This is a genomic window from Pseudomonadota bacterium (assembly GCA_039028155.1).
Classification (GTDB): Bacteria; Pseudomonadota; Alphaproteobacteria; order SP197; family SP197; genus JANQGO01.
Map to the genome: position 1 here is coordinate 1 of JBCCIS010000087.1, position 13759 is coordinate 13759.

At 61.8% G+C, this 13759-nt stretch carries 14 protein-coding genes; 4 read left to right on the forward strand and 10 right to left on the reverse strand.

Annotation, left to right across the window (positions count from 1 at the left end; genetic code table 11):
• The coding region (locus tag AAF563_24365; GenBank protein MEM7124432.1) for an ureidoglycolate hydrolase at positions 1–310 on the reverse strand (310 nt) is incomplete at its 3' end.
• A 173-nt stretch (positions 311–483) separates the two neighbouring features.
• Between AAF563_24365 and AAF563_24370 the strand changes: the two genes are divergently transcribed.
• Positions 484–1560 carry a hypothetical protein gene (locus AAF563_24370; protein MEM7124433.1) on the forward strand — a complete coding sequence of 359 codons (1077 nt, stop codon included), beginning with the start codon at positions 484–486 and terminating at the stop codon, positions 1558–1560.
• Here AAF563_24370 and AAF563_24375 read toward each other — a convergent pair.
• Both AAF563_24375 and AAF563_24380 read right to left on the reverse strand, forming a co-directional pair.
• Positions 1557–2702: an aromatic ring-hydroxylating dioxygenase subunit alpha gene (locus AAF563_24375; protein MEM7124434.1), complete on the reverse strand. Its 1146-nt coding sequence runs from the start codon at positions 2700–2702 to the stop codon at positions 1557–1559. The two genes, AAF563_24370 and AAF563_24375, sit on opposite strands and share 4 nt — an antisense overlap.
• A gap of 160 nt (positions 2703–2862) precedes the next feature.
• Complete coding sequence (locus AAF563_24380; protein MEM7124435.1) at positions 2863–3849, reverse strand: MaoC family dehydratase N-terminal domain-containing protein; 987 nt, start codon at positions 3847–3849, stop codon at positions 2863–2865.
• A 133-nt stretch (positions 3850–3982) separates the two neighbouring features.
• Between AAF563_24380 and AAF563_24385 the strand changes: the two genes are divergently transcribed.
• On the forward strand, positions 3983–4732 hold the full coding sequence (locus AAF563_24385) for an MBL fold metallo-hydrolase (GenBank protein MEM7124436.1): 750 nt from the start codon (positions 3983–3985) through the stop codon (positions 4730–4732).
• A 6-nt stretch (positions 4733–4738) separates the two neighbouring features.
• Here AAF563_24385 and AAF563_24390 read toward each other — a convergent pair whose 3' ends face one another.
• From AAF563_24390 to AAF563_24420, 7 genes are all read right to left on the reverse strand, one after another.
• Positions 4739–5806 carry an ABC transporter ATP-binding protein gene (locus tag AAF563_24390; protein MEM7124437.1) on the reverse strand — a complete coding sequence of 356 codons (1068 nt, stop codon included), beginning with the start codon at positions 5804–5806 and terminating at the stop codon, positions 4739–4741.
• Positions 5803–6606, reverse strand: a complete 804-nt coding sequence (locus AAF563_24395; GenBank protein ID MEM7124438.1) for an ABC transporter permease — start codon at positions 6604–6606, stop codon at positions 5803–5805. The genes AAF563_24390 and AAF563_24395 overlap by 4 nt, the downstream gene beginning before the upstream one ends.
• Complete coding sequence (locus AAF563_24400) at positions 6606–7460, reverse strand: ABC transporter permease (protein ID MEM7124439.1); 855 nt, start codon at positions 7458–7460, stop codon at positions 6606–6608. The genes AAF563_24395 and AAF563_24400 overlap by 1 nt, the downstream gene beginning before the upstream one ends.
• Before the next feature lie 84 nt (positions 7461–7544).
• Positions 7545–8633: an extracellular solute-binding protein gene (locus AAF563_24405; protein MEM7124440.1), complete on the reverse strand. Its 1089-nt coding sequence runs from the start codon at positions 8631–8633 to the stop codon at positions 7545–7547.
• Between the two features lie 153 nt (positions 8634–8786).
• A complete protein-coding gene (locus tag AAF563_24410; protein MEM7124441.1) occupies positions 8787–9587 on the reverse strand; it encodes an N-formylglutamate amidohydrolase in 801 nt (266 codons plus the stop codon).
• A gap of 2 nt (positions 9588–9589) precedes the next feature.
• On the reverse strand, positions 9590–10963 hold the full coding sequence (locus tag AAF563_24415) for a glutamine synthetase family protein (protein MEM7124442.1): 1374 nt from the start codon (positions 10961–10963) through the stop codon (positions 9590–9592).
• On the reverse strand, positions 10960–11589 hold the full coding sequence (locus AAF563_24420; GenBank protein MEM7124443.1) for an XRE family transcriptional regulator: 630 nt from the start codon (positions 11587–11589) through the stop codon (positions 10960–10962). The genes AAF563_24415 and AAF563_24420 overlap by 4 nt, the downstream gene beginning before the upstream one ends.
• Positions 11590–11818: 229 nt before the next feature.
• Here AAF563_24420 and AAF563_24425 point away from each other — a divergent pair, with 229 nt between their 5' ends.
• Positions 11819–13024 (forward strand): hypothetical protein, encoded by a 1206-nt coding sequence (locus tag AAF563_24425; GenBank protein ID MEM7124444.1) that lies wholly within the window; start codon positions 11819–11821, stop codon positions 13022–13024.
• A 76-nt stretch (positions 13025–13100) separates the two neighbouring features.
• Positions 13101–13759: ABC transporter ATP-binding protein (locus tag AAF563_24430; protein ID MEM7124445.1), on the forward strand; the 659-nt coding region annotated here is incomplete at its 3' end.

The following is a 13759-nucleotide window of genomic DNA, read 5'->3' on the forward strand; positions in this document are numbered from 1 at the left end:
GGTCGGTTGACCAGCCGAGGACGTAGTGGCCGTTGACAGCATCGTTGGTGCCCATCAGGACGTCGCCGGCCCAACTGCCGTGGAAGACACCCTCGACCCAGCCGGCCTCGTCGCCGGTGCCGTCGTCGACCGGTCGCCAGCCCTGCTGAGGCCAACGTACGATTTCGATCTCGACGTCGTCGGGTTGGTCGACCAGGTGGCCATAGCCTTTGACGGAGTCATCGGTTGCTTCGATCAGCGGCACATCGACCACGTCCAGCGACGGTTTCTCCGCAGGCTCGAACAGGTAGGTTGGCGTAGACTGCGTCACGGACACCTCCTCAGGCAGAGCGTATGTCCCTGGCGTCATTCTATCACAGCAGATGCTAAAGGCGCGGCATGGCCGTGAACCGCGCTGTGCCGTAGTCTATGGGGGCATGGCATCCATGCTCGTGCTATCAGCCGCGTCTGCGAGGCGCGGTCCAAGAGAGGCGAGGGGCCGATTTGATCAACGGCATTGAACAACTTGCACGCGCCGGCGCGCTTAACCTGCTTCAGGGCTGCGTCGGCGTCGCTTCGGGAGACCGCCTGCTGCTCGTCGAAAGCGACGGCACCGACGGCTACGATCCCGCCGTCGCCGCGTTCGTCGCGACCGTAGCCGAAGAATTGGGCTGTCATGTGCTACGGCAGCGGGGACCGGCATCGGTTAGCCCTGATGATTTTCCGGCCGCCCTGGCGCGCGCCATGAGCGAGGTCGACCACACCATTTTCTTTGCACGCATCGGCGACCAGTTTCGATTTCAGGGCGCGCCCGAAGCATGCACCAAGACGATGACGTATGTGCTCAGCCTTGAGCTCATGGCCGCTGGTTTCAGCCGTGTGCCCCACGGGTTGATGGTCGCTGTCCTCGACCGCCTGACGCGACGCATTGCCGACGGTGGCGCATGGCGCATCACCTGCCCTCTGGGCAGCGACATCAGCTCGTCATCGTTGCCTTTTTCGATCGAAGAAGACGCGGGCGATTTCCAGTTGCGGCTGTTCCCGATCGGTATCTTCCGACCGCTCGACGCCGCCACCATGAATGGCCGGCTTGTCACGCGGTGGATAAACGCGACGCTGAACCGGCACTACGAACCCGAGGGCTTTGTGCTCGACGAGCCCGTCACCCTCAGCCTCAAGGCAGGGCGCATCGATGGGTTCGAAGGCCCGAACGCCGAACGCGTCGCCGCGCACTTCGACCACGTGGCATCGCTGTTCGATATCGATGGCGGCAAGATCTTCTCATGGCACGCGGGCATACATCCCAAAACGGTCTATGACGGCCGAATGGTCGACTCGTTCTCGCGCTGGGGAAGCGTCGCTTTCAATAGCCCGCGTTACACGCACCTGCATACGTGCGGCGATGAGCCGCCGGGTGAGGTATCGCCGGTGCTGATCGATGCCACAATCACCTTCGACGGCGAGGTGCTTTGGCGGGACGGCCGGTTTGTCTATCTGGACCGCCCGGAGATTGCCGCGCTACGTGACGACTATGGGCAAGCGGAGGACGCGTTCACGCCCTGTCGCGAGATAGGCCTTTAGGACGTCAGCCGCTGAGAGAGGTAACCAGCGAACTCGTGGTTCTCGCGTTCAAGCCATGACAGCGGGCCGGCCTCGGCGAGTGGCGCGGCGGTGCCTTCGAAGAGCCCTTCGACGACGAAGCGGTCCTCCAGGTTGACCTCCCAGAGGAACTCGGCAGCATCGTTGACCAGGGCGTCGCGGTCGTTGGTGTCCGCCAGTTTCTCCGGCGCGAATGCGACGCCGTAGCGGATCGCCACCATATCGATCCCAGCCGGCTGCAGCGACAGGTACCACAGGTGGTCGGGCGCCAGGACATACATGTGGCTGGGGAACACCGTCGGCATGACAGAGGTCGTGCGCCACCGGCCCTTAAGCACCTTGTTATCGGGGTGCGCAGTACCGATCGGCGCCTCGGTCGTCTTCTGAAACAACTGGTAGGTGAAGGCCTCGTGCGGCTTGCCGTCGCCGAACTCGGTCTCCTCGGCCGGGAAGAAACTGCCGACCGTTTTGCGATGGGTCACCGGCAGGTGGTAACCCTCCATGAAGTTCTCGGTCAGCAGCTTCCAGTTGGTGTTCCAGACGTGGTCCTGGCGCACGACCTCCACGTAGTCGCCCATGCGGTAGTCCGCGGTGATCTCGTCAAGCGGCGCCAACAGCTCAGCGACGCTCTGGGCCTCGTCGTTCAAGGTGACATAGACCCAGCCGTTCCAGACCTCCGATCGAACGGGATGCAGGCGAATGTGGGACTTGTCGAAGCCTTCGGTCCTATCCATGTGTTTGACCGCGACGAGCTGGCCGTCGATGTCGTAGGTCCAGGCGTGATAGGGACAGACGATCCGCCGGCAACTGCCGGAGCCGTCCAGCAGGCGCATCATGCGGTGGCGGCAGATGTTCGACCACGCGTGCACCGCACCGTCTGAGCCGCGGATCACGATGATCGGCTGGTCGACGATTCGATAAGTGAAGTAGTCGCCCTTTTTTGGAATTGATTCTGCGCGTCCGGCGCACAGCCAGTCGTGGCGAAAAATGCGCTCCGTTTCGAGCGCATGTATTTCCGGATCGTGATAGATCTCCGGTGGCAGCGCCCACGCCTTTTCGATCGGCAGCTTGGCCAGCGCCTTCAGCTTCTTCAGTGTGGGATTAACCGGCTTGCGTGCCGCCATGATCCGCTCCCGACATAGAAACCCGCGTGCCGATCACGGCAGCCGAGGCGACCTTATGGTATCGATGAACGCGAGGTCCAGAGCAATCGGCATAGATTCGCCCTATGTAGCGGACAGGCGCAAACTATGTTGTGACACGCGGTCGACCCGGTGCCTGTCTTTAGACAGCGAGTTCGAATGTCATCCAGACATGGACAATGACAGCATCATCGCTGTCGCGCGTGCAGGTCAGCTCCAGGTCAGCGAACCGCTGGCCGTCCTCTTCGCGCAGCGCCACGACTTTGCCGTCATAGGTCAGGGGATCGCCGACCCAGAAGACGTTAGTGAACCTGCTGCGGAAGCTGCGGACGTTCTGTGGACCCAGCCACCGGGCGGCATAGCTCGCCAGGCCGCCGGCCTGATGCATGCCGACGCCGAACATGCCCGGAAAGCCCTCGGCGCGCGCGTGGGCGAGGTCGTAGTGCAGGGGGTTGTCCTCGCCGCCGGCGGCTTGATAGCGCACCATCTCGTGCATGGTGAGGGGCCCCAGAGATATTGGCCCCGGACCACGGCCGACATTAACGTCCACCCATGTGGCCGATGCGATCGCGGCAAACGGGTCGGGCGGTTCCAGGCTTACGTAGCGGGGCTGGTAAGCCGGCGGTTCGGATCCCCAATCGGTCGGTTCATCTGATGCGCCGTGTGTGGTCACCGTGGTCGAGCGCGCTTCGGCGACAAGCACGCCGTCGCTGTCGCGAAACTCCGTCAACAGAACCAGGAAAGTCAGCCCACCGCCACGTTTGCGTGGTTTCTCCGTTAAGGACTCCAGACAGGCGCGCGCCGTCAGCCGGTCGTCAACGCGCGGCGGCGTGCCGTGAAACAGATACGTCTCCTCGGCGTGAAGCGGCACGCTGAGGTCATGATCCAGCTCTTCCAACACGGTTCCGCGTGGCCGCTCCAGCGTATAGCCCCAGTTGACATTGGCCGTTGTCAGGAATGTCGGGGGGATGACGGCCCGCTCGTCATCAAGATAGACCGACCAGGGCGCATAGACGGAACGCGCGAAGGCGCGTACAGCACCACGTTCCACCGGCACGTCAAAGGTCGGCCCGAATTGGCCGATGATGCCGGAACGATCCGTCGTGCCGGCTTGTGTTTGTGCTGGCATTGTCAAAAGACCCTGTTCTTTAGGCCAACGATACGCTGATCGGTCGCCAAATCGACGGAAATCTGTGTCGTGGCCAGCCGCTGCGCCACTGCCTTATAGTGAAGCCGACCCCCAAGGCAGCGAGACGACAACGATGACGATACCGACAGCCAAAGACTGGTACGCGACCGAGCGGCTCAGCGACGACGTGACGCTGATCTGGGAACCCCATGTCGACCCCGGTATCCGCTGCAATATGTGGCATGTCAGGGGGCGAGACCGCGATCTCTTGGTCGATTCGGGATTAGGCGTCGCGCCACTTCGTGAGAGCATCGCACTGTTGGCCGAGCGGCCGGTCTGGTGCCTGGGGACCCACAGTCACTTCGACCATGTGGGTGCCCATCACGAGTTTGACGAACGCATCATGCACGGTGCGGAAGTTGACATCATGACGTCGCCGACGCGCGAGAACATGGCGATCGACCAATACGTTACCGCCGATATCTTCACCGCCTATCCCTATGAGGGCTTTGACGTGGAAACCTACACCGTGAAGGCCGCGCCGCCGACGCGGCTGGTCGACGATGGTGACGTCATCGATCTTGGCGACCGTGTCTTCGACGTGCTTTACCTGCCGGGTCACTCGCTCGGCGAGTTGGGACTCTTCGAGCGCAAATCAGGGATCTTCTTCTCGGGCGATTGCATCTATGACGGCAACCTCATTGACGACGGCGAGGACTCCAACGCCGACGACTACGTGGAGAGCATGGAGCGCGTGAAGGAACTGCCGGTGAGCGTCTGTCACGGTGGCCACTACGCCAGCATGGGGCGGGAGCGGATGGTTGAGGTCGCCGACGAGTACATTGCCGGGCGCCGCAAGGCCGGCTGCCCAGCTGCAGACTAACGCGGCTTAGTCGGTCAGCAGGACAACGTCGGCTTCGGCGACCGCTAGTTCGATCTCCTGACCCGGCTCGACGGTGCTTCGCTGGGGCAGGTGCAGCAAGAAATCAAGCCGGCCGTCAGGCCCGCCCTTGGCGTGACATCGCATGTGAGAGCCGTTGAAGGCGCGCTCGCTGACCGTGGCCCGCCCCAGTCCGATCGCGTCGCCGCCGGCTGAGCCAATGCTGAGCTGCTCAGGGCGTATCGACAGATGGACGTCCGAACCGACCGCACTGTCGCCTTCGACAGTCATGACTCCGACAGACGTCTCGACGCTGACCCGTCCACCGGCAGCGTCTGTCACACGCCCCGCCAAGATATTGCTTTCACCCATGAAGGTCGCGACGAACCGGGTACGCGGCTTCAGATAGATACGGTCGGGCGGACCGACATCCTCGATCCGGCCATCGTTCATGACGACGATGGTGTCGGCAATATTCATCGCCTCGTCCTGGTCGTGGGTTACGTGGACAAAGGTTGTGCCGAGGCGGCGCTGAATGTGCAGCAACTCCTCCTGCATCTGCCGGCGCAGGTTAAGGTCAAGCGCGCCAAGCGGTTCATCGAGCAGCAGCACGCTGGGATTGACGACCAGCGCCCTGGCAAGCGCAATACGCTGGCGCTGGCCGCCCGACAGCTCATGTACACGGCGCGATCCCATTTCGCCCAGGCCGACCATCGCGAGGGCCTCGCCGACGCGTTGCCGGCGTTCGGCGCCACCAATTTTGCGCATGGCCAGGCCAAACCCGACATTGGCCGCGACGCTCATATGCGGGAAGAGGGCGTAGTCCTGGAATACCGTCGTTGTCGGGCGGCGTGCCGGCGCGATACTGGTAACGTCGTCTCCGGCAATCAGCACCCGGCCGGCGGTCGGCTCCAGGAACCCGCCCAGAATGTTCAACACCGTGGTCTTGCCGCTGCCCGACGGTCCGAGCAGGACAACGAACTGGCCTTGCGCGATGTCCAACGACACGTCGTCGACCGCCACCGTGTCGCCAAACGCCATGCACACGTGTTCGATGCGGACCAGGGGCTCGGTCATGATGCTTTCCTTCGACGCGACAGCAGCACCTCGATCACCACAAGCAAAGCCATCGAGATGGCGAACACCACCGTACCGATGGCGTTCGTCTTGGGGTTGAGACCGCCTCTAAGCAGGCTCCAGATTTCGACCGGCAAGGTGACCTCGAAACGCGATACCAGCCACGCGATGACGAACTCGTCCCATGACAGTGTGAACGACAAGAAAAACGACGCGAGCAGAGCAGGCCACAACATGGGCAGGCTAATCAGCAGGATCACCTTGAACTCACTGGCGCCCAAATCGCGCGCCGCGCGTTCGGCGGAGACTTGATGGCCGCCCATCTGGGACAGGCAGATACCGAAGCAAAGCGGCATGTTGATGACGACATGGCCGATGCCGACCGCCCACAAAGACTTCGGCACGCCGGCCGACGTGAAGGTGATCAGCAGGCCCATCGCGATGATCAGATAGGAGACGGAGAGCGGCGCCATCAACAACCACTGCAGGAACGTGGCGCCCGGCAGCCGGTGGCGCGCCAGCGCGTGGGCACCGAGAAAGCCCAGGATCATCGCGATCAACGACGAGACGACGGCGACAACGATGGAGTTGCCGAGTGCGCCCATCAGATCCCGGTCGGCGAAGATGGCTTCGTACCAGCGCGTCGACAGCCCCTTCAGCGGCGGCACCGGCAACCGGCCGTCCTGGAACGAGAACAGCACCAGGACGACGACCGGTAGGAAGATGAAGGTATAGATCGCGACAATGTAGACCGCCGGCGGCAGAGCGGAGAGCAGGCGCCTTGCGTTCGCGCGCGACATCACACGCGCTCCATCTTGAGCCAGCGCGCTGAAGCCAAGAAGACAAGCGTGACGACGACCATCAGGACCATGCTCATGGCCGATGCCATCGGAAAGTCGGCGCTGCGCTGGACCTGAAGCAGGATCGCCTGGGGCATCAGGAGTTCCTGGCTGCCACCCAAAATCTGCGGCGTCACATAGTCGCCGATCGCCAACACGAACGTTAGAAACGCGCCAACCATGACGCCGGGCAGACTCAGCGGCAACGTGATGCGCAGCAGAATCTGCAGTCGTGAAGCGCCCAAGTCCGCCGCAGCCTTGCGATAGTTGGGTGAGATCTGCACGAGGTTGGCGAAGATGGTGAGCGTCAGCAGCATCGTGAAGAAATGGACGAAACCAAGAATCGTCGCGCCGCGGCTGTTGGCGAACGATACGCCGTCATCGGTCAAGCCAAGCCACAGGAGCGCCTGGCTGATAATGCCGTCGCCCGACAGCACCAGAAGCCAGCTGTAGGAGCGCACGAGGTACGACGTCCAGAACGGCAGAATGGCCAAGACCAGCGCGAGCCGCTGCCAGCGCGGTGGCACGCGATAGGCCAGGATGTAGGCGAGGGGATAGGCGAGCGCGATGGAAAACACGACTGTGATGGCCGTGATCTCCAGAGAGTTGAAGAGGGCATCGAAAAAGTAGCTGCGCTCGAAGAACGCCTGGTAGTTGGCCAGAGTCAGCGTCTTCATGAGCTGACCGCCGACCCGTTGCCACAGGCTGTAAAGCGCCATGACGACAAGGGGCACGACAAAAAATGCGACCGTCCATGCAAGCGCGGGGGCCATCAGGCCCCAGCCGCGAAGGCTGCCAGTCAGTCGGGTCGCCATGAAGCGCTCAGCACATATCGAAATAGCACCAACGCCGAAGCACCGCGGCGGACGCCGGTCCGCCGCGGCACGTTCGCCGCAGCATTAGTGCTGCAACATCTCGGTCCAGATCTCCAGGAACTTGGCGTCCATGTCGGCATCCGGGATGAAGTAGGGATGGGAGTTCTCGATGAACCCATTCTGCTCGTCCCACCTCAGGATTGCCTTCTGGTCATCATCCAGAGCGGCTTTCGTGTTCGCCGGCATGGCCCAGTAGCACGATGATGTCGCCAGGCGGGCCTGACCTTCCGGGCTCAAAATGTACTGGACGAACTTGGTCGCCATCTCAGGGTTCTGTGAGTCGGCAAAGACGCCGATTGACTGCGACCAACGCACGCCGCCTTCGTCAGGCATGACCCAATCCATGTTCGGATCTTCGGAGGCCAAGACGGCCGTCACCCATTCGCCGCCGCCGGCGATGATGTCGACGTCGCCGGTGGCGATTGCTGTCTGCACGGCGACGACCTCACCAACCATGGCGGAGCGGTCCTTCATGGCGAGCAGCTTCTCGCGGATGGCCGGCAACTCGTCTTCGCTGATGACACCGTCGTCCATCAAGCCCAGGCCGATGGCAACCATGGTAATGACCGGGATATAGTAGTCGTAGATCGCGATGCGGCCGTCATAGGTGTCGGCCCACAGGACATCGACATGACGCATGTCCCCAGCGTCGACATTGGCGCTGTTGAACGAGATGGTGTTGTAGCCGAACTTCTCGGGCACGGCGTAGATATTGCCGTCGATCCAGTGAATTTCGCTCTCGGCAAGGCCGGGAAAGATATCGTCGATGGGAAAGTCATCGGCGTTCAGCGGTGCCAGGTAACCCGCTTCGACAACGCGCGGCACGTCGACACCGTCGACAACGAAGACATCCCAGTCGCCAGGCTGGGACTGTTCCAGCAGAGCAAGGGCGGTGCCTGTGCCTTCGTATTCCTTCACGTTGACGGTAACGCCGTGCTCTTCCTCAAACGGTTCCAGCAGGGCGGGATCAGCGTGATCACACCAGATCAACGCGTTGATTTCACCGTTGTCTTGAGCCGCCAATTCGTTGGCTGCGACCGTCAATCCGGCGGCAAGCGTGACCGCAACGAAACTTGCCGATGACCGATTGATGATCCACGTTTTGATTTGCATGTTGTGGGCCTCCCTTCTTTTTACAGGTCATTCTATAGACTGCGGCGGTGATACACGTCCAGGGCAACCGCCTCTCCACTTCGCGCGGAAAAGTCGCATTAATCTGCGAGGCAGTCGGGACGCCGCATTATGGCATGGCGTCTATGAGATCCACTAATCGGCCGCCAGAACAGCCTCGGGGTAGTGTGCTTCCAGGCGCTGGAGCGCGACGCGTAGCACGTCTTCCAATAGCGCAGCCCACCGTTTTTGGCCTGCGTCATCGGCGATCAGATCCTGGCGAATCTCGAACTCGATGTGCGGCACGCCCCGTTCCTCACCGTGTACGGGAATGCCGTAGTCGGAGTCGTCGGAGATCGCGTAAGGCTCGTTGTCGCCGACGACCACGTCGTGTTCGGTCAAGACGTCGTGCAGGATCGCCGCCAGCCGGTCATCGCGGTTATAGAGCAGTCCGATATGCCATGGTCTCGCATTGCCATGGAAGATCGGCGTGAAGCTGTGCATGGCGATCAGGACGTTTGGCCGCCCTGTCCGCTCGCGATGATTCATGAGGTCGACGATCCGGTCGTGATAGGGCGTGTGGATTTCCCTTTCGCGCGCGGCTACGTGCTCGTCGCGCAGGCCCATGTTGCCGGGGATCTCGGTCGCTTCGCTGACCTCGGTGACGAAGGTCGGCATATCGCGCTTGCGGTTGCAGTCGACAACCAGGCGTGAATAGACCTGCTCGACCAGGGTCGCGTCGAGCCGGGCCGAAAGATGCGCGGATGTCGCGAGCGCGCCAATATCCCAGGCGATGTGACGTTCGAGTTCGTGGGCCGGCAGGCCGAGGTCGCCTAGCTTGCGTGGAATGCGCTTGCCCGCGTGGTCGCAGGTCAGGAAAAACGGAGACAAACCGTGCTCGCGGTGCACGCGTACGGGATGCGGTTCATCGTGATCAAGAATGACGATCTTGGACATGGTCAGGCAAACTCAAAGAAACGTTGCAGTTCGACGTCGGTCACGAGCCCTTGGAAACTCGCCTCGTGAGAAGCGCGCGACTGGGCGTAGAAATCCACGAACGTGTCACCGAACAATGACCTTGCGGCCGTCGACGAGCCGAAGCGGTCGATGGCTTCGGAGAACGTGGCTGGAAAACGTAGATGCTCCGGGATTTCCTGGGCATAGACGTTGCCAACGCTGGGTTCGCTCGGCTCGAGTGCGTGTTCAATGCCCCACAGTCCAGCGCCCAACAGACAGGCCATCGAGAGATAAGGGTTGGCGTCGGCGCCTGGCGTGCGGCACTCGATGCGCTGCGACAACGGCGCGCCAGGAATAACGCGCAGGGCGCAGGTACGGTTCTCGAAGCCCCAGGTCGCGGCGATCGGCGAAAAGATGTCAGGCTGGTAGCGCTTGAACGAGTTGATGCTGGGACCCAGCATCACCAGCAGCTCGGGCATCAAGGCCTGCATGCCTGCGACGAAATGGCGCATGGTCTGGCTCATACCCCGTTCGGCGTCGGGGTCGTGCAACACCGCCTCGCCGTCGGCGCCGCGAAGCGAGATGTGCACATGACCGCTTTGACCGTCCGCCTCGTTGGTCCAGCGCGCCATGAAGGTGATCAGTTTGCCTTGGCGTTGAGCATAAGCCTTGGCGAACGTCTTGAAGATCACCGCGTTGTCCGGCGCCAGGATGCCTTCCTGATAGCGCAGGGCCGCTTCCATGAAGCCCGGTCCCATTTCTTCGTGGACCGATTCGACCGGCAGGCGCATGGCGCGGCACATGTCCATCAGGCCGTTATGGAACTCCGCCCGGACCTCCTGGCGCAACAACAGCTCGTAGGCCTTGTGCGGCGAGCTGATATCGAGGTTCTTGTAACCCTTGTCGAATGCCGATTTGGCCGTTTCGTCGAACAGAGTGAACTCAAGCTCGCAGGCATGGAACGGTCGGAACCCCATAGCTGCCGCCTTGTCGGCGACCTTTGCATAGACCGAGCGCGGGCATAGATCAGCAGTCTGGTCGACATAAGCGCCCAGGAAGAAAAGACTGCGATGGGGCGGTTCCCAGGGGATCTCCCGGCACGTCTCCGGGATCAGCCTGACGATGTTGTCGTCGAAGCCGCTGCCGTCGTCGGATAGACCTGTGACGTCCAGGATCACATCCGTCGGGTCGAGCGCGAAGGTGACGCCGGGCACCCCCATGCCGTTTTCGAGCACGGTCAGCGCCTTATCGCGCGAGATGTACTTGCCGCGCAGAAATCCCTGCAGGTCCGGCATGCCGACAACGATGTGATCGGTGTCGCGTTCCTCGATGAGTTTTCTGGCGTCGTCGACGCTTCTAACGTCGGTTGGCGTCATGGGGACTTCCTGTTCTTTGCCCGTTTCGTCTGTTGCTTCTGCTTGCCGGTATTGGGCTCCAGCTCAAGGAACCCCGGCCGTTTTCGGTCGGCAATGGTGTTGGACATCAAGATCAGCGCCTCATCACTGCCGTAAGCCAGATAGGCATGGTCGAGCGAGCTGTCGAACTGCACGCTGTCGCCGGCCTTCAGGATCGAAGGCTTGCGCCCTTCGATGTGGAATTTGACGCGGCCTTCTAGGACAAAAAAGAACTCCTCGCCGGGATGCGAGTGATAGGGACCGAAGTCGGCAAGGGTGCGCGCGCGCAGCCGGACCTTCCAAAAAATGTTGCGCTGAGACGGCAGATCGTCGTGCAGTACCTTGAAGTCCAGGGTGTCGACGACGTGGGAGTAAGGGCCGCCGGCGCGGGCAATCGATGTGGCCCCGGAATCAACGCCGACATCGTTGATCAGGATGGACGCCGGCATCTCGAAGGCCGCAGACAGCCGGATCATGTTGTCCAGGTGCAGGCCGGTCTGGCCGTTCTCGAGTTTCGACAAGGTGGAGATGGAGATGCCGCTGAGCGCGGCAACCTGCGCCAGCGTCAAGCCATGCTCGGCACGCAGTTGGCGTACACGTTCGCCCAACGGACGCGACTGCTTTCGTGCCTTCGACGTCACCTTTCGCTTGCCCCGCCGATCGTAGAATCCTTCGTCGGTAAATTTTCGAAATCGAAACATGATAATTGTGTTGGCAACCGAATCGAGTCAATAATCGAGTCGGGGAGAGCGCCGGCACCGGAGGGCATTGTGGTGGGGCGCCTCGAGCGAACAGAGCATTGTTGTTCCATCAGGCAACACCGACTGGGGGAGAGACATGTCGAAGCCCAAAGACAACCATCCAAGCAAGACCTCTTACAAGCCCAAATCCAAAGGGCTGTCGCGCCGTTCTGTCCTGAAGACAGGTGCCGCGGCCGCCGCGACGACGGCGATCGCCGCCCCGCATGTGCGCAGGGCCAAGGCCGCGGACATGACCATCCGCATGCTGATCTGGCAGGACTACAACATCGCCGACACGGTCAACGAGTTCGAAGAAAAGTACGACGTTTCCGTCTCGCCGTCGTTCTTCGACGGCAATTCCGAGGCTTTCAACAAGATGAAGGCCGGCGGTACGGAGGACTTCGATCTGGTCATGGCGGACGGCTTTTGGCCGCGGCTTTACTACCGCGACAACCTGATCCAGCCCATGGACGATGCGCTGCTGCCGAACCTGGCCAACTTGTTCCCGGACTTCGCGCCGGGCGCCTACGATCTGCTCCACGACAAGCCGGGCGGAACGCGCATCGGTGTCAACAACTGCTGGGGCAGCTATGGCATCACGATGAACCTGGACCATATCGAGCCGGCGGATCGTGAAAGCCTCAACATCATGTTCGACGAGAAGTATGCCGGCCACCTGGCGACCGGCGCGCGCTTCGAGGAGAACATCGCCATGGCCGGTATCCTGGCGGCGACGCAGTTGGGCACGAAGGATGACGAGCGTCCGGATGGCCAGCCTTTCAATCCCTATAAGTTGACCGACGCGGAGTTGGAGCGCGCCAAGGAGCTCTTGATCAAGCAGAAGGGTCTCCTGGTCACCCGCTATCAAGACTACGACTCATTGCAAAAGCTGATGCGGCCCGGCTTGGTTTGGGCTTCTCCCGAGTTCTCGGAGATTTACCGGCGCCTGACCCGCGCCTACGAGGCCGGCGAGATCGACTTCCAGGTCGCGCACATGTTGCAGCCCGTCGAGGGCGGTCTGGGCTGGATCGATAGCTGGCAGCTCAGCTCCGGCACCACCGACCCGGCGAAGATCGAAATGTGCCATCACTGGGTCAACCACTACATCAGCAATGAGAGCATGCACCGGGTCGCGCTGAAGGGCGTGGCGCCGTGCTTCGACGTGCGCGCCATGTTGCCACCCGAAGAGGTCGATCTCCTGCTGATGGACCGCACGGTCGAGCTGCGCGGTCTGCATATGTTCGATCAGCCGTCGTCGCCCGAGAAGTGGGAACGCGTCTGGTCCGAAGTGGAAGCAGCTTAAGGTCCGATGATCAGGACCCGGCCGGTGTTCCGGCCGGGTCCTTGTCTTCTCACGCAGTGTAGGCGACCGTACGCCCATGTCCGAATTCGTTCTTGAGCTCAGGAACGTCACCAAACGTTTTGGCAGCGTTACCGCCGCCGACTCGATCTCGCTCGGTATCGAGCAGGGCGAGTTCTTTGCGCTTCTCGGCCCTAGCGGTTCCGGCAAGACAACCTTGTTGCGCATCATTGCCGGGCTGGAGATGCCGGACGAAGGTTCCGTCTTCATCAACGGTCAGGACGTAACTGCGCTGCCGCCCTATTCGCGCGGCGTCGGTATGGTGTTCCAAAACTTCCTCCTGTTCCCGCACAAGAAGGTCGGCGAGAACGTCGTCTTTCCACTGCGCATGCAGGGCCGCAGCAAGGCCGAGCAGGACGAGCGGCTGGCCTGGGCGCTGGATCTACTCAGGCTCGATGGTCTGGCCGACCGCTATCCCCACCAGCTTTCCGGCGGTCAGCAGCAGCGTGTCGCACTGGCCCGCGGACTGATCGCGCGCCCGGCCTTGCTGTTGCTGGACGAGCCGCTGGCCAATCTCGACCGCGAACTCAGGAAGGAGATGGAAGTTGAGGTGCGCCGCTACCAAGTCGAACTCGACAGCCCCTTCATCTATGTCACGCACACTCAGGAAGAAGCGCTGACAATGAGCGACCGCATCGCCGTCATGAGCGAAGGGCGGTTCGAGCAGGTCGCCCCGAA